The following is a 17754-nucleotide window of genomic DNA, read 5'->3' on the forward strand; positions in this document are numbered from 1 at the left end:
CGCCAGTCTTTCATCCCCACGGGACCACCGCCTGCCACGGACACCCCGCTACATGGCGGCCAGGATGTCCACCGTGAACACCAGCGTCGCACCCTTGCCGATCGGGCCCCCACTCGGCGGGTTGTCCCCGTAGCCCAGCTGCGGCGGCACCACGACGAGCACCCGGCTGCCCACCTTCTTGCCGGTCAGCCCCTGCGCCAGCCCCTTCACCGTCTGCTGCATCTGCGACAGCGAGAACTGGCTGAGCCGGCCCGAGCCATAGGTCCGCTGGAACGTCTTGCCGCCGTCCCACACCAGCCCCTGGAACTGGCACAGCACCGTCTGGTCCGCCTTCAGCTCCGGGCCGTCGCCCTCCAGCACATAGGCCGACACGAGCTTGTCCGGCGCGGCCGTGTGCGGCACCACGACCGTGGGCACCGCCCCGTCGGTGTTGGTGCCCACCCGCGGCAGCGCGTGATCGTTCTGCGGCACGACCCTGCCGCGCGCCGAACTCTTCGAGTTGAACGAATCGATCAGATCGACCACGAAGACCAGCGTGTCCGTACCCCTGATCCCCGCCTGCGGATCACCCGACTTGCCGTAACCCCAGGTCGGCGGCACCGCGATCTGCACCCGGCTGCCCGTCCTCTTCCCGGTCAGCCCGTACCGCCAGCCGTCGATCAGACTCCCCTGCGCCAGCTGCATCACCAGCGGCGCATGCCGATCGTACGAATTGTCGAACACCTTGCCGGTGTCCCAGATCTGCCCCAGATAGTTCGCCTGGACGAAGTCGTTCTCCGCGACCGCGCGACCACGGCCCGGAATCACCGTCCGCACCGCCAGGTTCTTCGACGGATCGCCCGTACCCTTCGCCACGGTCGGCTTCTCACCGAACCGCTTGCCCGCCGTGATCGGCGGCAACGGCCCGTCCACGATCTTCGGCGGCGGAGGCGCGCTCGGCGCCGACGGCGACGACGACGCCCCCGCGTCACTGTGACCGGACGAGCCGCCACACCCGGCGAGCGTGACCAGACCTGCGGGAACGGCGGCGAGAAGAAGTGAACGTCGGCGCACGGAAGAGCCTCGTAATCGGTCGGACTTGCGGATGACGTGCGCGCAACTCTACGACCGAGCAGGGCGCCGCACCCGAAAGGTACGGCGCCCGTGTGGCGTTCTGTGGCGTTCCGGCATCCATCACCGGAGCCACCACCTCACCCGATGCCCGCCTACATGCCGGCGATCAGCTTCTCCACCCGGTCGTCCACCGAACGGAACGGGTCCTTGCACAACACCGTGCGCTGCGCCTGGTCATTGAGCTTCAGATGCACCCAGTCCACCGTGAAGTCCCGGCGCTGCTCCTGCGCCCGCCGGATGAAGTCACCGCGCAGCCGCGCCCGAGTCGTCTGCGGCGGAACCGACTTGCCCTCGAAGATCCGCACGTCGTTGCAGACCCGCGCCGCCTGCCCCTTCTTCTCCAGCAGGTAGTACAACCCGCGCCGGCGGTGGATGTCGTGGTACGCGAGGTCTATCTGCGCGACCCGCGGATGCGACATCGTCATGTTGTGCTTGGCCCGGTACCGCTCGATGAGCTTGTACTTCATCACCCAGTCGATCTCGGTGGCGATCCGGTCCAGCTCCTCCGTCTCGATCGCGTCCAGCGCCCGGCCCCACAGCTCCAGCACCCGCGCGACCGTCCCGGTACGGATGCCACGACGGTCACAGAAGTCCACGGCCTTGTCGAAGTACTCGCGCTGCACCTCCAGCGCCGACGCCTCCCGGCCACTGGCCAGCCGCACCTTGCGCCGCCCGGTGATGTCGTGACTGACCTCCCGGATCGCCCGGATCGGGTTCTCCAGCGTCAGATCCCGCATCACCGTGCCCGCCTCGATCATCCGCAGCACCAGGTCGGTGGCGCCGACCTTCAGCAGCATCGTGGTCTCCGACATGTTCGAGTCGCCCACGATCACATGCAGCCTGCGATAACGCTCCGCGTCCGCGTGCGGCTCGTCCCGCGTGTTGATGATCGGCCGGGAACGGGTCGTCGCCGACGACACACCCTCCCAGATGTGCTCGGCACGCTGACTCACGCAGTAGACGGCACCCCGCGGCGTCTGCAACACCTTCCCCGCACCACACAGCAACTGCCGCGTGACCAGGAACGGGATCAGAATGTCCGCGAGCCGGGAGAACTCCCCGTGCCGCGCCACCAGATAGTTCTCGTGGCAGCCGTAGGAGTTGCCCGCCGAATCGGTGTTGTTCTTGAAGAGGTAGACGTCGCCCGCGATTCCCTCCTCGTGCAGGCGTCGTTCCGCGTCCACCAGGAGTCCCTCGAGAATGCGCTCACCGGCCTTGTCGTGGGTGACCAGTTCGATCACATTGTCACACTCGGGTGTCGCGTATTCCGGATGTGACCCCACGTCGAGATAGAGCCGGGCGCCGTTTCGCAGAAAGACATTGCTGCTGCGGCCCCATGACACGACACGGCGGAAGAGGTACCGCGCCACCTCGTCAGGCGACAGGCGGCGCTGTCCCCTGAACGTGCACGTGACGCCGTACTCGTTCTCCAGCCCGAAAATGCGGCGGTCCATGAGGGAACATTACGCCCGATCCGTTGAGCTGAAACGGGGTTCGGCAGCACGATTTGGATCATTTTCCGATGAAGCCGCAACCACCGCGCCCCGCACAGGAGCTGCGAGGACCCGCCCCGTACCGAGCAACACCAGCAACGACACCGCCCCCGCCACCCCCGGCACCGCGAAACCCCACACCGTGCCACCGGCCTGGACCACCGGCCCCGTCAGCCCCGTTCCCACCGACGAACCCACCGTGAACGTCGTCACCAGCCACGAGAACGCCTCCGTCACCGTCCCCCGCGGCGCATGCCGGTCCACCAGGATGAACGCACACGCGATACACGGCGCCAGGAACACCCCCGACACCACCGACAGCAACACCATCGCCACCGCACCCGGCACCAGCATCAACGGCAGATAACACACCGCCAGAAGCGCCACCAGCACCCGCAGTCGCCGCTCCGGCACCCCCGACCACTGCCGCGCCCCGTACACCGAACCACCCACCAGCGCACCAAGCCCCAGCCCCGCCATCAACCAGCCGTACACCGCGTCCCCGCCATGACCGTCCGCGTACGACACCGCCGCCACCGTGATCGAGCCCAGCGCGATCCCCACGAACAGGAACGCCCCCAGCAACGCCAGCAGACCCGGCGAACGCAACGCCCCCAGCCAGTGCGCCTCCCGCGGCGCCGACCGCCACGCCCGCGACGGCGGCGACACCACCACCGACAACGCCCCCAGCACCCCCAGCACATTCGGCACCAGCAGCGCCGCCCGCGCGTCCCACACCGCCGCGCACACCGTCACCAGCAACGGGCCCAGCGTGAACATCACCTCCTGGGCCACCGCGTCCATCGCGTACGCCCGGTGCACCTGCTCCTCACCACGCAGCACCGACGGCCACAACGCCCGCAGCCCGCCCTCCAGCGGCGGCGCGCACAGCCCGGACACCCCCACCGCCCCATACGCCAACGCGAGCGAACCGGTACCCGAGAACGCGAACACCGTCATCGCCGCCGCCGCCAGCACCGCCGCCGGCAACTGCACCCGCGGCTGCCCGTACAGATCCACCAGCCGCCCCAGCACCGGCTGCCCCACCGCGTTGGCCACGCCGTAGACGGCCGCCAGCGCGCCCGCCAGGCTGTACGTGCCCCCCGCGGCCCGGACGAACAGCACCAACGCGAGCGCCGCCGTCGCATTGGGCAGCCGGCCCACCAGCGTCCCGGTGAGCAGCCGCAGCGCGTGCCGCGCCCGGAGTATCTCCAGATAACCCGTGGCCATAGTCGCGGCGCCTCCCGTGGCTCGCCCCAGGCGCCTCGACGCCCTCAAGTGTTACGTATAACTTCGCCTCTCATACGTACCATGTGCGCAGTTCACGCGTCCAGGTGAAGGAGCAGGCCCCCAGTGGCACGCAGCAGCACGCGCCCGACCAGCCGCGACGTCGCCCAGGCCGCGGGCGTCTCCCAGGCTGCCGTCTCCCTCGTCCTCGGCGACAAATGGCGCGGCCGGGTCTCCGAAGCCACCGCCGAACGCGTCCGCCAGGCCGCCCGCGAACTCGACTACCGGCCCAACCTCGCCGCCCGCAACCTCCGCCTCGGCCGCACCCGCACCGTCCTGCTCGTCGTCCCCGCCCTCACCACCGAGTTCTTCGCCGGCGTCTACACCGGCGCCGCCCGCGTCGCCGCCCAGCACGGCTTCGGCGTCGTCCTCTACCCCTCCCCCGAAGGCATCGGCCCCGCCCGCGACCCCTTCGCCTCCGCCCAGGCAGCCCTCGACGGCGTCCTCGCCTCCTCCATGGCCGCCGACGCCCTCACCGCCATCCGCGGCGACCGCCTCCCCCTCGTCATGCTCGACAGCGACCCCGAAGGCAGCCTCGGCGCCGCCACCGTCAACCTCGACATCGCCGACGGCGTCCGCCAGCTCACCGACCACCTGCTGAGCCTCGGCCACCGCCGCATCCTGCACCTCGCCGCCGACGTACCCTCCTGGACCTTCGACGTCCGCGCCCGCGAACTCACCGCCCGCCTCGCCGCCACACCGGACACCGAACTGCGCACGGCCCGGGCCCCCATCTCCATCGAAGGCGCCCGAGCGGCCACCGAGACCGCCCTCACCACCCCGGGCCCCCGGCCCACCGCCATCCTCTGCGACGACGACAAACTCGCCGCCGGCGCCTACAAGGCCGCCCGCCGCCTCGGCCTGCGCATCCCCGACGACATCTCCGTCACCGGCATCGACGACCTCGCCCTCGCCACCGCCCTCGACCCCGAACTCACCACCGTCCGCCTCGACGCCGAACGCTTCGGGGAACAGGGCATGCACGCCCTCCTGGCCGTCCTGGACGGCCGCCGGCCCGACGCCGGCGACATCCCCGTCCACCTCGCCGTACGAGGCTCCACAGCGCCCCCACGGACCCCCTGAGGCACCCTCGCCCGGCGCCGACCCGACCCGCGGGAAAAGACCCCGGAACAGCCGCGTGCCCCGACCGCAACCACGGCCGGGGCACGCACACACGAAACCAGACGAACGACGGACTACTCCGCCTCCGACTCCTCGGCACCCTCCGCACCCGCGGCGGCACCACCCGCCTCCAGCAGACGCACCAGCTGACCACCCACGATCCGCTTGAACTTCCGCTTCTGCGGACGCGTGCGATCCAGCACCGCCACCTCCAGCCGCTCCGCGGGAATCTCCCGCTCACTGCCGTTGGTGTCCCGGGACAACGCCTGCACCGCCAGCTTCAGCGCCTCCGCCAGGCTCATCCCGTCCCGGTGCCGCTGGTCGAGGAAGCCACTGATCTGCTCCGCGTTACCACCCACCGCGACCGAACCGTGCTCGTCCACGATCGACCCGTCATGCGGCAACCGGTAGATCTGATCACCCTCGGGGGTCTCCCCCACCTCGGCCACCACCAGCTCCACCTCGTACGGCTTCTCCGCCGCCGACGAGAAGATGGTGCCCAGCGTCTGCGCGTACACGTTCGCCAGACCCCGCGCCGTGACATCGTCCCGGTCATAGGTGTAGCCACGCAGATCGGCGTAACGGACACCACCGATGCGCAGATTCTCGTACTCGTTGTACTTACCGGCCGCGGCGAAGCCGATCCGGTCGTAGATCTCGCTGAACTTGTGCAGCGCACGGGACGGGTTCTCGCCGACGAACACAATGCCGTCGGCATACTGCATGACCACCAGACTGCGGCCACGCGCGATGCCCTTGCGGGCGTACTCCGCCCGGTCCGCCATCGCCTGCTGGGGTGAGACATAGAACGGCGTCGACACCGGTTATCCGTCCCTTTCTGTCAGCGTCACTGTGATCACCTTCGATAACAACCGGACCCGCGCCTACAGCAGGGCGGCCCTGGGACCGTCCGGCTCCTCCAGGCGCCGCTGGAGCACCGCACGCGACAGCTCCGAGGCCTCGTCCTCACTGAGCCGACGGAAACCGTCCTCGGTGATCACGGTGATGATCGGGTAGATCCGGCGGGCGACATCGGGACCACCGGTCGCCGAGTCGTCGTCGGCCGCGTCGTAGAGGGCCTGGACCACCAGCGTCGTGGCCTGCTCCTCGGTCAGGTCGTCACGGAACAGCTTCTTCATGGCGCCCCGGGCGAAGACCGAGCCCGAACCCGTCGCCGCGAAGTGGTGCTCCTCCGAGCGGCCGCCCGTGACGTCGTAGGAGAAGATGCGGCCCTTCCCCCGGTCCACGTCGTACCCCGCGAAGAGCGGCACCACGGCCAGGCCCTGCATGGCCATGCCCAGGTTGGAACGGATCATGGTCGACAACCGGTTCGCCTTGCCCTCCAGGGACAGCTGGGCGCCCTCGACCTTCTCGAAGTGCTCCAGCTCCAGCTGGAAGAGCTTCACCATCTCCACGGCGAGACCGGCGGTACCGGCCGCACCCACCGCGGAGTACTCGTCCGCCGGGAACACCTTCTCGATGTCCCGCTGGGCGATCACATTGCCCATCGTCGCCCGGCGGTCACCGGCGAGCACCACGCCCCCGGGGAACGTCACCGCCACGATGGTGGTGCCGTGCGGGGCCTCGATCACCCCCTGGGTCGGCGGCAACTGCCGGTTGCCCGGCAGCAGCTCCGGCTGGTGCTCGGCGACGAAGTCCATGAAAGAGGAAGATCCTGGCGTCAGGAAGGCAGCTGGTAGACGCCCGGTGCCACGAGTATTGGCTTCCACGAGTTTCCTTCCAGATAGGCGGCGGCCCGGCGTACGGCGTCAGGGTCGTCCCCCAACTTGCCGATGGCCGAATTGCAGTTGAAGCACAGTACGCCACGGACCTTACCCGTCTTGTGGCAGTGATCCACATGCGCGGCCGGAGCCTTTAGACAGATCACGCACAGACCCCGCTGGGAACCGATCATCGCATCGCGCTCGGCTTCGGTGAGTCCGTAGCTGCGCTTGAGATGGCGCTGTCGCCCCTTCACCGCCTTGCACGCCTTGCACAGGGTCCCGAGACCGTCCGAGGCGCTGCTGTTGCGGGGCCACTCGTCGTGGGGCTTGGTCTTTCCGCAGGTACGGCAGTACTTGTGGCCTTCGGGCGCCCTCACCCTCGGCCGGACGTTCTTCCCCCTGGCCAGCTGACGGGCCTGGTGATACCGGGCCGCACACTCGCGGCAATACGCCTGAAGCCCGTCACGCATCGACTTGTTCCGGGCGAACGCTGCCCGCGGCCTGTACTGCTTGCACCGCGAGCAACGCTTCACCTCTCCTTCGCTTCCCAACCGCAACCCCCCGGCGACCTTCACTTCGAAGGCAAAATCTACTCTCCACCCTTCTGAACGAAGCTTCGAACGAAGTCCTCTGCGTTCTCCTCGAGTACATCATCGATTTCGTCCAGGACGGAGTCCACGTCGTCGCTCAGCTTCTCGTGGCGTTCCTTGAGTTCCTCGGAGGCCTGGGCGTCCTGCGCCTGTTCCTCGACTTCCTCGGTGGAACGTGTGGCCTTCTGCTGGCCGCCGCCGGTGTCCTTGGTTGCCATAACCCTCACCCCGCTCAGTTAGCCTGCCGATCGGTGATGATCAGACCCTACAAGCCGGGTCCGACATCGGCCCCGCAGTTTCTCCAACGTGCGGGGGCCACTTCGATGATTCCCGGGCGGCGAGATTTCCACCCGCCGCCCAGGGCCGCACCGAGTACCCCCCTGGTGCCGCTCATCCGCCCGAAAGGACCCTGACCAGGTCTTCCGCGGTACGGCAGCGGTCCAGTAGCTCCTTGACGTGATTTCGCGTTCCGCGTAGTGGTTCCAGGGTTGGTACGCGCTGGAGGGAGTCGCGGCCGGGGAGGTCGAAGATGACCGAGTCCCAGCTGGCCGCGGCGACGTCGTCCGCGTACTGCTCCAGGCAGCGGCCGCGGAAGTAGGCCCGGGTGTCCTCCGGCGGCTTCGTACGGGCCCGCTCGACCTCGGACTCGTCCAGCAGGCGCTTCATCCGGCCGCGGGCCACCAGGCGGTTGTAGAGGCCCTTCTCGGGGCGTACGTCGGCGTACTGGAGGTCGACCAGGTGCAGCCGGGCGGCGTCCCAGTCGAGGCTGTCGCGGCGGCGGTAGCCCTCCATCAGCTCGCGCTTGGCGACCCAGTCGAGTTCGCCGGCGAGGCTCATGGGGTCGTTCTCCAGCCGGGTGAGGGTGTCCTCCCAGCGGCTGAGGATGTCCTTGGTCTGCTCGTCGGCGTCGGCTCCGTGGCGCTCCTCGACGTATTTGCGGGCCAGCTCGTAGTACTCCATCTGGAGCTGGACGGCGGTGAGGGTGCGGCCGCTGCGGAGGGTGACCAGGCGCTTGAGGGACGGATCGTGGGAAACCTGGTGCAGGGTGCGGACGGGCTGGTCGACGGCCAGGTCGACGGCGATGAAGCCGTCCTCGATCATGGCGAGGACCAGGGAGGTGGTGCCGAGTTTGAGGTAGGTGGAGATCTCCGAGAGGTTGGCGTCGCCGATGATCACGTGGAGTCGGCGGTACTTCTCGGCGTCCGCGTGGGGTTCGTCGCGGGTGTTGATGATGGGGCGCTTGAGGGTGGTCTCGAGTCCGACCTCGACCTCGAAGTAGTCGGCGCGCTGGCTGAGCTGGAAGCCGTGTTCGTGGCCGTCCTGGCCGATGCCGACGCGGCCGGCGCCGGCGAAGACCTGGCGGGAGACGAAGAACGGCGTCAGGTGGCGCACGATGTCCGAGAACGGGGTCTCGCGCCGCATGAGGTAGTTCTCGTGGGTGCCGTAGGAGGCGCCCTTGTTGTCGGTGTTGTTCTTGTAGAGGTGGATGGGCTGGGCGCCGGGGAGCTGTGCGGCCCGTTCGGCGGCCTCGGCCATGATGCGTTCGCCGGCCTTGTCCCACAGGACGGCGTCGCGGGGGTTGGTGACCTCGGGGGCGCTGTATTCGGGGTGGGCGTGGTCGACGTAGAGCCGGGCGCCGTTGGTGAGGATCACGTTGGCGAGGCCGATGTCCTCGTCGGTGAGCTGGCTGGCGTCGGCGGCCTCCCGGGCGAGGTCGAAGCCCCGCGCGTCGCGTAGCGGGTTCTCCTCCTCGAAGTCCCAGCGGGCCCGGCGGGCCCGGTGCATCGCCGCCGCGTAGGCGTTGACGATCTGGGACGAGGTGAGCATGGCGTTCGCGTTGGGGTGACCGGGGACGGAGATGCCGTACTCCGTCTCGATGCCCATTACTCGCCGTACGGTCATGCGGCCCTCCTTGCCCGGCGGCGCCCTCGGTGATGGGCGCCGCTCACGTACCGCTGGCGCTCCGGTGCGTGTGCGGTGCCCGTGCCCGCACTGCGCGACTCGGCGGTAGGAAAGAGCCTAGAACGCCTTTGCGCTGGTGGGGAGATCATTTGCGTCATTGCCTGCTCCGGTCGTGGCCAGAAAAGCAGTCGGCTGCGGGTACCCGTCGTGGGCACCCGCAGCCGCCCCGCTTTTACAGGTACTGACCGGTGTTCGCCACCGTGTCGATGGAGCGTCCGGTGTCCGCGCCCTGCTTTCCGGTGATGAGGGTGCGGATGTAGACGATCCGTTCGCCCTTCTTTCCGGAGATGCGGGCCCAGTCGTCGGGGTTGGTGGTGTTGGGCAGGTCTTCGTTCTCCTTGAACTCGTCCACGCAGGCCTGGAGGAGGTGGGAGACGCGGAGGCCCTTCTGGTTCTTTTCGAGGAAGTCCTTGATCGCCATTTTCTTGGCGCGGCCCACGATGTTCTCGATCATGGCGCCGGAGTTGAAGTCCTTGAAGTAGAGGACTTCCTTGTCGCCGTTGGCGTAGGTGACTTCCAGGAAGCGGTTTTCCTCGGATTCCGCGTACATCTGCTCGACGGCGGTCTGGATCATGGCCTGGACCGTGGCGTTCTTGTCGCCGCTGTGTTCGTCGAGGTCGTCGGTGTGGAGCGGAAGGCGTTCGGTGAGGTATTTGCCGAAGATGTCCTTGGCGGCTTCGGCGTCGGGGCGCTCGATCTTGATCTTCACGTCGAGGCGGCCGGGGCGCAGGATGGCGGGGTCGATCATGTCCTCGCGGTTGGAGGCGCCGATGACGACCACGTTCTGCAGGCCTTCGACTCCGTCGATCTCGGCGAGCAGCTGGGGGACGATGGTGTTCTCGACGTCGGAGCTGACGCCGGAGCCGCGGGTACGGAAGAGCGATTCCATCTCGTCGAAGAAGACGATGACGGGGGTGCCGTCGCTGGCCTTCTCGCGGGCTCGCTGGAAGACGAGGCGGATCTGGCGTTCGGTTTCGCCGACGTACTTGTTGAGGAGCTCGGGGCCCTTGATGTTGAGGAAGAAGCTCTTGCCGGCGGCTTGGCCGGTGACTTCGGCGACCTTCTTGGCCAGGCTGTTGGCGACGGCCTTGGCGATGAGGGTCTTTCCGCAGCCGGGGGGGCCGTAGAGCAGGACGCCCTTGGGCGGGCGCAGCTCGTGCTCCTTGAAGAGGTCGGGGTAGAGGTACGGCAGTTCGACGGCGTCGCGGATCGCTTCGATCTGGTTGCCGAGGCCGCCGATGGCTTCGTAGCCGATGTCGGGGACTTCTTCGAGGACGAGTTCCTCGACCTCGCTCTTGGGGACGACTTCGTAGACGTATCCGGAGCGGGGTTCGAGCAGGAGTGCGTCGCCGGGTCGGATGGTGACGTCGAGGAGGGGTTCGGCGAGCCGGACCACTCGTTCCTCGTCGGTGTGTCCGATGACGAGGGCGCGTTCGCCGTCCTCGAGGAGTTCCTTGAGGGTGACGATGTCGCCGACGCGCTCGAACTCCATGGCGTCGACCACGTTGAGCGCTTCGTTGAGCATGACTTCCTGGCCGCGGCGCAGTTCGTCGAGCTCGACGCTGGGGCTGACGTTGACGCGGAGTTTGCGGCCGCCGGTGAAGATGTCGGCGGTGCCGTCCTCGTTGGCTTGCAGGAAGACTCCGAAGCCGGCCGGCGGCTGGGCGAGCCGGTCGACTTCCTCCTTGAGGGCCACGATCTGGTCGCGGGCCTCGCGCAGGGTGTTGGCCAGCCGTTCGTTCTGGGCGGACACGCCGGCCAGGTTGGTCTGCAGCTCGACGATCCGCTCTTCGAGAATCCTCGTGTGTCGCGGAGAGTCGGCGAGCTTGCGTCGCAGGACGGCGATCTCCTGCTCAAGGTAGGCGATCTGCCCGGACGGGTCTTCGGACCCGCGTCCCGGGCGGATGCCGCGGTTCATGTCGTCGTCGTGGGCTGCCACGGTCCTCACCTCCTCCAAGGGGAGCTGGACGCTTCCAGACCCTACCTGGGTGGGTGTCGATTGAAACCCCTAGATCACAAAGACTGTCAAGGTGTGTCGTCGGTCACCCGGCGCACACTCCCTCGCACGGAGGGGATACCCACTCAACGTGATGGGGAAGCAGCTTGTTCCATGGTTGGCGTGGTCGAAACCCTTCGTGGGTGGCCGGAGTTGTCGGCTCCGGCCGGGGCGGGCCCGTGTGCGGGCAGGCCGCAGGGCGCTCGTGCGGTCCTTACGCAGAGCGACGGTGTGGCCTGGCGGTGTCACCGCGGGCTTGGCTGGAAGTGTTCGCCCTGGGTATGGGGCGTCTCGTCCCTGGTCGAGCGCTCGTACCCGAGGGGGTGGGGGTGGAAACCCGTGGGTGGTCGGGGGTGGCGGGTTCGGGGGGCGGGGGTAGGGTCGGGCGTGTTCGACTGCCCGCCGGGTGGTCCTGGTGGGCGGGGTGCCTGCCGGGGTGTCCGGCGAACCGATGTCAGGAGAGGTGACCGTGCAGCAGGAGGCCCCGGCCGGTGAGGCGCTGGAGGTCTGGATCGACCAGGACCTGTGTACCGGCGACGGGATCTGTGCCCAGTACGCGCCGGAGGTGTTCGAGCTGGACATCGACGGTCTGGCCTATGTGAAGGGCGCGGACGACGAGCTGCTCCAGGAGGCGGGGGCGACGGTGCCCGTGCCGCTGCCGCTGCTCACGGATGTGGTGGACTCGGCCAGGGAGTGTCCTGGTGAGTGCATTCATGTGCGCAGGGTTTTGGACAAGGTGGAGGTGTACGGTCCGGACGCGGAGTGACCCGCGTTTTTCGGACGTGGCGTCGTCAGACGCTGTGGACCCCGGCCGGGGTGGTGCGTAGGAAGGCTTTGCCGTTCCAGTGCCATGCGGCCGGGGTTTTCACGTCGGGGCAGCAGCTCGGTACGGCGTCGGAGGAGTAGCCGAGCAGGGTGGCGGTGACGGTTCCGGCGTGGATGGCGAGGTCGGTGACGGTGAGTCGTTCCTTGGGGGCGACGAGGGTGGCGACGACGCGGGGGGTGTGGCCGTCGGCGGCGCGGGTGAGGACGTAGACGCCGTCGGGTGGGGTGCCCATGGCGGAGTCGCAGTGGACGACGGCGGCGGTTTCGGGGCGGCCGTCGCCGTCGAGGTCGCCGGTGGCTTTTGTGGCGACGACGGTCTTCTCGGTTCCGGTTGTGGTTCCGGTTCCGCAGGAGAGCGGGAAGGTCACGCCGGCGGTGCCGGGCGGGGTGGCCGCGGCGGGGGCCGGGGCGGTGCTGCCGGCGGCGGTGGGCTGGGCGGCCGTGGCGGAGCCGGGCTGGACGAGCGAGGAGAGGGCCACGACGCCGGCGAGGGCGGTGGCCGTGGCGAGCCAGTGGATGGGGCGGGTGTGGGTGTGGGCGAGCTCCGGAACGGCGGATTGCTGCACGAGGAGTGTCTCCTGTGAGGGCTGTGCCGGGGGGTGTGGCCAGCATGGTGCCACACGTCACAGTGTGGGGGAACGGCGGGGTCGGGTTTCCCGGTGGCGGCCGTCCGCGGGGGTCGGGCCGCCGGGTGCCGGGGTGTGCCGTGTCAACGAACGGGCGCCGTGGCCGAGTTCCCGGTCGGGGGTGGGAAGTCGGCGACGGCGCCCTTGTGTTGTGCCGGTGCGGGCCGGGTCAGCGGCCGCTGCCTCCGTCGGCGTTGGGGCCGGCGTAGTCCTCGCCGTAGGCGCCCTTGGCGGGGCGGCGACGGCGCATGGGGGGCTCGACGCCGTCGGCGAGGCGGCGGGCGGTGAGCAGGAAGCCGGTGTGGCCGATCATCCGGTGGTCGGGGCGGACGGCGAGGCCCTCGATGTGCCAGTTGCGGATCATGGTCTCCCAGGCGGTCGGCTCGTTGAAGCAGCCGATCTCGCGGATGGATTCCACGGTCCGGGCGAGCTGGGTGGTGGTGGCCACGTAGCAGCACAGGATGCCGCCGGGGACGAGGGCCTTGGAGACGGCCTCCAGGCATTCCCAGGGGGCGAGCATGTCGAGGATGACGCGGTCGACGTCGGTGTCGGACAGGTTGTCCTGGAGGTCGCCGACGGTGAGCTGCCAGGCGGGGTGGGGGCCGCCGAAGTAGCGCTCCACGTTCTGCTGGGCGATTTCGGCGAAGTCTTCGCGGCGCTCGTAGGAGTGCAGCATGCCCTGGTCGCCGATGGCGCGCAGCAGGAAGCTGCTCAGCGAGCCGGAGCCGACGCCGGCCTCCACGACGCGGGCGCCGGGGAAGATGTCGGCGAAGGCGAGGATCTGTCCCGCGTCCTTCGGGTAGACGACGGCTGCCCCGCGGGGCATGGACAGGACGTAGTCGGGGAGCAGGGGGCGCAGCGCGAGGTAGGCGACGTTGCCGGTGGTGCGGACAACGCTGCCCTCGGGAGCGCCGATCAGTTCGTCGTGCGGGAAGGAACCCTTGTGGGTGTGGAAGTTCTTTCCGGCTTCGAGCGTGAACGTGTAGTGGCGGCCCTTGGGGTCGGTCAGCTGAACCTGGTCCCCGACCTTGAAGGGCCCGCGCCTGCGGGCGGCACCGGTCGGTTCGGACATGTGACCAGCCTACCGGGTCCCTGCGGGGGGCTTGACCGGTGTGGCGGGCGGGGGCGGGGTGTGGGTGGTCAGGCGGGCCTGGCCATGGCGCGGACGAAGGCGCGTTCGACGTCCGCGGCGGACAGTACGCCGTAGATCTCGCCGGTTTCCTCGACGACCAGGTATTCGGTGGCGGGGGCGGCGCGCAGGGCGTCGAGGAGTTCCTCGCCGGCCAGTTCGGCGGAGACGCGCATGCCTTCGGTGAGGTCCTGGGCGAGGGTGCTGACGGCGACCCAGGGGCGGCGGTGTTCGGGTACGCCGACGATGGCGGATTCGCGGACCAGGGAGAGGGGGTGGCCGTCGGAGTCGACGACGACCAGGGCGCGGGCGCCGGCGGCGTTGGCGCGGCGCAGGGCTTCGGACAGGGGGGTGTCGGTCTCGACGGGGACGGCCCGCCGGGTGAGGGTGCGGGCGCGCAGTTCGGGCAGGTGTTCGCGCAGCCTCGCCATGCGCAGGCTGTTGCCGGCGCCGGTCCAGATGATGGCGGCGAGGATGGCGGCGAGCAGGGCGTCGGTGACGGTGTCCATGCCGCCGGTGTCCTGGTTGCCGCCGCCGAAAGTGCCGGAGGAGTTGAGCAGGGGCAGTCCGATGAGGACGGCGACGGCGAGGGCGCGGCCGACCCAGGCGGCGGCGACGGTGCCGCTCATGGGTTTGCCGGTGATCTTCCAGACGACGGCGCGGAGCATGCGGCCGCCGTCCAGGGGGAGGCCGGGGAGGAGGTTGAAGATCGCCACGATGAGGTTGGAGACCATCAGGCCGGCGAGCAGGATGCCGGGGACGGTGCCGGGTTGGACGGGTTTCATCGCGAGGTAGAAGACCCCGGCGAGGACGAGGGAGAGCAGGGGGCCGACGAAGGCGAGGACGAACTCGCGGCCGGGGGTCTCGGCTTCCTTCTCGATCTCGGAGACGCCGCCGAAGAACTGGAGCTGGATGCGGCGGACGGGGAGTTTGAAGCGGATCGCGGCGACGGTGTGGGCGAGTTCGTGGACGAGGACGGAGGCGTAGAAGGCGACGGCGAAGAAGAGGGAGACGAGGTAGCGGGCGGCGCCGAGCTGGGGCAGGACGCGGTCGAGCTGGCCGCCGAACACCCAGGTGATCAGTGCGGCCACGAGGAACCAGCTCGGTGCGACGTACACGGGCACGCCGAAGGGGCGTCCCATGAGGATGCCGCCGCCGGGTTCCTTCGGCCGTCGCGGGGGCTCTCCCTTGGCCATGCCGGGTCCGGTGGGGTGCTCGGAGTGGGCGAGGGTGCGGTGGCCGGAGGGGTCGGGGTGCGTGGTGGGGCGGTGGTGCGGGGCGGTGCCGGGCCCGCCGTCGGCGGCGGGACGGGGGCGGTCGTTTTGGTCACCGCGGGCGGGAGCGGCTCCGGGTTCGGCGTCGGCGGCGGGACGGGGCCGGCCGTGCTGGTCGCCGGGGGCGTCCGGCGCCGGGTTCTCCCGGTCGGGGCCCGTGTCGTGCTCGGTGCGCGGGGCGGCGGGGGGCGTGTCCGGGGCGGGGGTGGCGGGCCGGGCTTCGGGAGCCGGGGTGCCGTCGCCGGGGCTGTTCGCGGGGCGGGCGTCGGCGCCGGGGGCGTCGGCGGCCGGGCCGGGGGAAGCGTCCGGGCTGGAGGCGGGCCGGGTTTCGGGGCCTGAGGCGTCACCGCCGGGGGCGTCCTCCGGGCGGGCGTCGGCGGCGGGGGCAGCCGCCGGGTGGGTGGCCTCGGGGCTGCCCGCGGGCGCGGGGCTCGCGGAGCCGGCATCGGCGGCCGGGCCGGGGGACGCCTCCGGGGCGGGAGCGGGCCGGGCTTCGGGGCCTGAGGCGTCGCCGCCGGGGCCGTCCTCCGGGCGGGCGTCGGGAGCGGGGACCGTGTCGGGGGCGCCCGGGGGCGCGGGCCGCGCGGGGTGGGCGTCGTCCGGCGGCGCCGGGGCCTCGGGGGCGGTCGGCGGGGGCGTTGGACTTGCGGGGTGCTCGGTCGGCTTGTCGTCGCCGGACCGCGGCTGCCCGCTCGCGCCGCTCACGTCCACGGTGTCCCCTCGTTCGAAGCGTCTTCCGCGCCTGCCGGGACGGAAGGGTCTCAGATCGATGGTATGCGGCCGTGGTGGCACGTTTCGCCCCGGCACCCCTGGAGTTTGCCCCGTGGGCACGGCCCGCGGCTGGGTCACTGTCAGTGGTGGGCCGTATGGTCTGTGGACATGGACACCAGCTTCGAGGAGGCGGGGGCCGCGTCGAGCGCTCCCGGGCCGACGACGGAACCGCCCGCGGCGGAAGCGACCACCGGTGGGCCCGGTGGTGCGGACGGCGCCGCCGTCGGGCGTGTGGCCGTGGCGCCGGCCTCGCTGTCCCCGTCGCGGGCCGGTGACTTCATGCAGTGTCCGTTGTTGTACCGGTTCCGGGTGATCGACCGGCTGCCGGAGAAGCCGAGCGAGGCGGCGACGCGGGGCACGCTGGTGCACGCGGTGCTGGAGCGGTTGTTCGACGCCCCGGCCGGTGAGCGGACCGCCCCGCGGGCGAAGGCGCTGGTGCCGGGTCAGTGGGACCGGCTGCGCGAGAGCCGCCCGGAGCTGGCGGAGCTGTTCGCGGACGATCCGGACGGGCAGCGCCTCGCGCAGTGGCTGGGTGAGGCGGAGCGGCTGGTGGAGCGCTGGTTCACGCTGGAGGATCCGACGCGTCTGGAGCCGGCCGAGCGGGAGCTGTTCGTGGAGGCCGAGCTGGAGTCGGGGCTCCGGCTGCGCGGCATCATCGACCGGGTGGACGTGGCGCCGACCGGTGAGGTGCGCATCGTCGACTACAAGACGGGCAAGGCGCCGCGGCCGGAGTACGCGGAGAACGCGTTGTTCCAGATGAAGTTCTACGCCCTGGTGATCTGGCGGCTGAAGGGCGTGGTGCCGCGCCGGTTGCAGCTGGTGTACCTCGGCAGCGGCGATGTGCTGACGTACGACCCGGTGCCCGCCGATCTGGAGCGGGTCGAGCGCCGGCTGCGCGCGCTGTGGGAGGCGATCCGGCGGGCCACCGAGACCGGTGACTGGCGGCCCCGGCCGACCAAGCTGTGCGGCTGGTGCGATCACCAGGCGCACTGCCCGGAGTTCGGGGGCACTCCCCCGCCGTATCCGCTGCCGCTGAGGGTGGTCGGATCCGATGGGGTGGAGCAGGGCAGAATGGGCGCGGACTAGCGAAGGAGTGTCACGTGGCCATCCGCGTCCTACTGGTCGACGACCAGCCCCTGCTGCGTACGGGTTTCCGGATGATCCTGGAGGCCGAGCAGGATCTCGCGGTCGTCGGCGAGGCCGGTGACGGTCTGCAGGCCCTGGATCAGGTGCGGGCCCTGCAACCGGACGTCGTGCTGATGGACATCCGTATGCCGCGGATGGACGGTGTCGAGGCGACCCGGCAGATCACCGGCCCGGAGCGGAACGGCCCGGCGAAGGTGCTGGTGCTGACCACGTTCGATCTGGACGAGTACGTGGTGGAGGCGTTGCGCGCGGGGGCCAGTGGTTTTCTGCTGAAGGACGCGCCGGCGGACGAGCTGGTGCAGGCGATCCGGGTGGTGGCGGCCGGTGAGGCGATGCTGGCGCCGAGCATCACGCGGCGGCTGCTGGACAAGTACGCCACGCATCTGCCCTCTGGTGAGGACCCGGTGCCGGACACCCTGCACACCTTGACGGATCGTGAGGTGGAGGTGCTGAAGCTGGTGGCGCGCGGGTTGTCCAACGCGGAGATCGCGGCCGATCTGTTCGTCAGCGAGACCACGGTGAAGACGCATGTGGGGCATGTGCTGACCAAGCTGGGTCTGCGGGACCGGGTGCAGGCCGCGGTGTACGCGTACGAGAGTGGTCTGGTGCGTCCCGGCGCGCAGTAGTGCGCGGGGTTCCGTCGCACGCGCGGCGGTTCGCTCACGACGGCGCAGGGCGCCCTTCCCCGATGGGGGG

General features: G+C 70.0%; 16 protein-coding genes. 4 read left to right on the top strand and 12 right to left on the bottom strand.

Annotation, left to right across the window (positions count from 1 at the left end; all coding sequences use genetic code 11):
* Window positions 1-48 precede the first annotated feature (48 nt).
* From ACSP97_RS08215 to ACSP97_RS08225, 3 genes are all read right to left on the bottom strand, one after another.
* Window positions 49-1053 (bottom strand): FKBP-type peptidyl-prolyl cis-trans isomerase, encoded by a 1005-nt coding sequence (locus tag ACSP97_RS08215; protein ID WP_440556943.1) that lies wholly within the window; start codon window positions 1051-1053, stop codon window positions 49-51.
* A gap of 152 nt (window positions 1054-1205) precedes the next feature.
* The gene (gene pafA, locus ACSP97_RS08220; protein WP_355154266.1) at window positions 1206-2567 is read right to left on the bottom strand and encodes a Pup--protein ligase; all 1362 of its coding nucleotides are present in this window, start codon (window positions 2565-2567) and stop codon (window positions 1206-1208) included.
* A 9-nt stretch (window positions 2568-2576) separates the two neighbouring features.
* On the bottom strand, window positions 2577-3836 hold the full coding sequence (locus ACSP97_RS08225) for an MFS transporter (RefSeq protein ID WP_355525277.1): 1260 nt from the start codon (window positions 3834-3836) through the stop codon (window positions 2577-2579).
* Window positions 3837-3959: 123 nt separating this feature from the next.
* Between ACSP97_RS08225 and ACSP97_RS08230 the strand changes: the two genes are divergently transcribed.
* Window positions 3960-4976 carry a LacI family DNA-binding transcriptional regulator gene (locus tag ACSP97_RS08230; protein ID WP_358298557.1) on the top strand — a complete coding sequence of 339 codons (1017 nt, stop codon included), beginning with the start codon at window positions 3960-3962 and terminating at the stop codon, window positions 4974-4976.
* 113 nt (window positions 4977-5089) lie between these two features.
* Here the strand turns inward: ACSP97_RS08230 and prcA are convergent, their stop codons facing one another.
* From prcA to arc, 6 genes are all read right to left on the bottom strand, one after another.
* Window positions 5090-5836, bottom strand: coding sequence for a proteasome subunit alpha (gene prcA / locus ACSP97_RS08235; protein ID WP_074991875.1), 747 nt, complete (start codon window positions 5834-5836; stop codon window positions 5090-5092).
* Between the two features lie 63 nt (window positions 5837-5899).
* A complete protein-coding gene (gene prcB, locus ACSP97_RS08240; protein WP_355154261.1) occupies window positions 5900-6745 on the bottom strand; it encodes a proteasome subunit beta in 846 nt (281 codons plus the stop codon).
* On the bottom strand, window positions 6697-7209 hold the full coding sequence (locus ACSP97_RS08245; RefSeq protein WP_364727107.1) for an endonuclease VII domain-containing protein: 513 nt from the start codon (window positions 7207-7209) through the stop codon (window positions 6697-6699). Before ACSP97_RS08245 ends, prcB begins: the two co-directional genes overlap by 49 nt.
* Window positions 7210-7328: 119 nt before the next feature.
* On the bottom strand, window positions 7329-7547 hold the full coding sequence (locus ACSP97_RS08250; RefSeq protein ID WP_355154257.1) for a ubiquitin-like protein Pup: 219 nt from the start codon (window positions 7545-7547) through the stop codon (window positions 7329-7331).
* Between the two features lie 172 nt (window positions 7548-7719).
* Window positions 7720-9231, bottom strand: coding sequence for a depupylase/deamidase Dop (gene dop, locus ACSP97_RS08255; protein WP_355154256.1), 1512 nt, complete (start codon window positions 9229-9231; stop codon window positions 7720-7722).
* Window positions 9232-9463: 232 nt separating this feature from the next.
* A complete protein-coding gene (gene arc, locus ACSP97_RS08260) occupies window positions 9464-11230 on the bottom strand; it encodes a proteasome ATPase (RefSeq protein ID WP_355154254.1) in 1767 nt (588 codons plus the stop codon).
* 520 nt (window positions 11231-11750) lie between these two features.
* Here arc and ACSP97_RS08265 point away from each other — a divergent pair.
* Window positions 11751-12053: a ferredoxin gene (locus ACSP97_RS08265; protein WP_355154252.1), complete on the top strand. Its 303-nt coding sequence runs from the start codon at window positions 11751-11753 to the stop codon at window positions 12051-12053.
* 25 nt (window positions 12054-12078) lie between these two features.
* On the opposite strand, the gene ACSP97_RS08270 is transcribed toward ACSP97_RS08265, so the two are convergent.
* From ACSP97_RS08270 to ACSP97_RS08280, 3 genes are all read right to left on the bottom strand, one after another.
* Window positions 12079-12678 (bottom strand): hypothetical protein, encoded by a 600-nt coding sequence (locus ACSP97_RS08270; protein WP_355154250.1) that lies wholly within the window; start codon window positions 12676-12678, stop codon window positions 12079-12081.
* A gap of 229 nt (window positions 12679-12907) precedes the next feature.
* The gene (locus ACSP97_RS08275; RefSeq protein ID WP_067031713.1) at window positions 12908-13810 is read right to left on the bottom strand and encodes a tRNA (adenine-N1)-methyltransferase; all 903 of its coding nucleotides are present in this window, start codon (window positions 13808-13810) and stop codon (window positions 12908-12910) included.
* 68 nt (window positions 13811-13878) lie between these two features.
* Entirely contained in the window at window positions 13879-15852 is a 1974-nt protein-coding gene (locus ACSP97_RS08280) for a site-2 protease family protein (protein ID WP_355154247.1), read from the bottom strand.
* A gap of 168 nt (window positions 15853-16020) precedes the next feature.
* Between ACSP97_RS08280 and ACSP97_RS08285 the strand changes: the two genes are divergently transcribed.
* Both ACSP97_RS08285 and ACSP97_RS08290 read left to right on the top strand, forming a co-directional pair.
* Complete coding sequence (locus tag ACSP97_RS08285) at window positions 16021-16998, top strand: RecB family exonuclease (protein WP_440556947.1); 978 nt, start codon at window positions 16021-16023, stop codon at window positions 16996-16998.
* 14 nt (window positions 16999-17012) lie between these two features.
* On the top strand, window positions 17013-17684 hold the full coding sequence (locus tag ACSP97_RS08290; RefSeq protein WP_355154243.1) for a response regulator transcription factor: 672 nt from the start codon (window positions 17013-17015) through the stop codon (window positions 17682-17684).
* Window positions 17685-17754 lie beyond the last annotated feature (70 nt).

Source organism: Streptomyces sp. SCPE 10, assembly GCF_051980735.1.
Classification (GTDB): domain Bacteria; phylum Actinomycetota; class Actinomycetes; order Streptomycetales; family Streptomycetaceae; genus Streptomyces; species Streptomyces misionensis.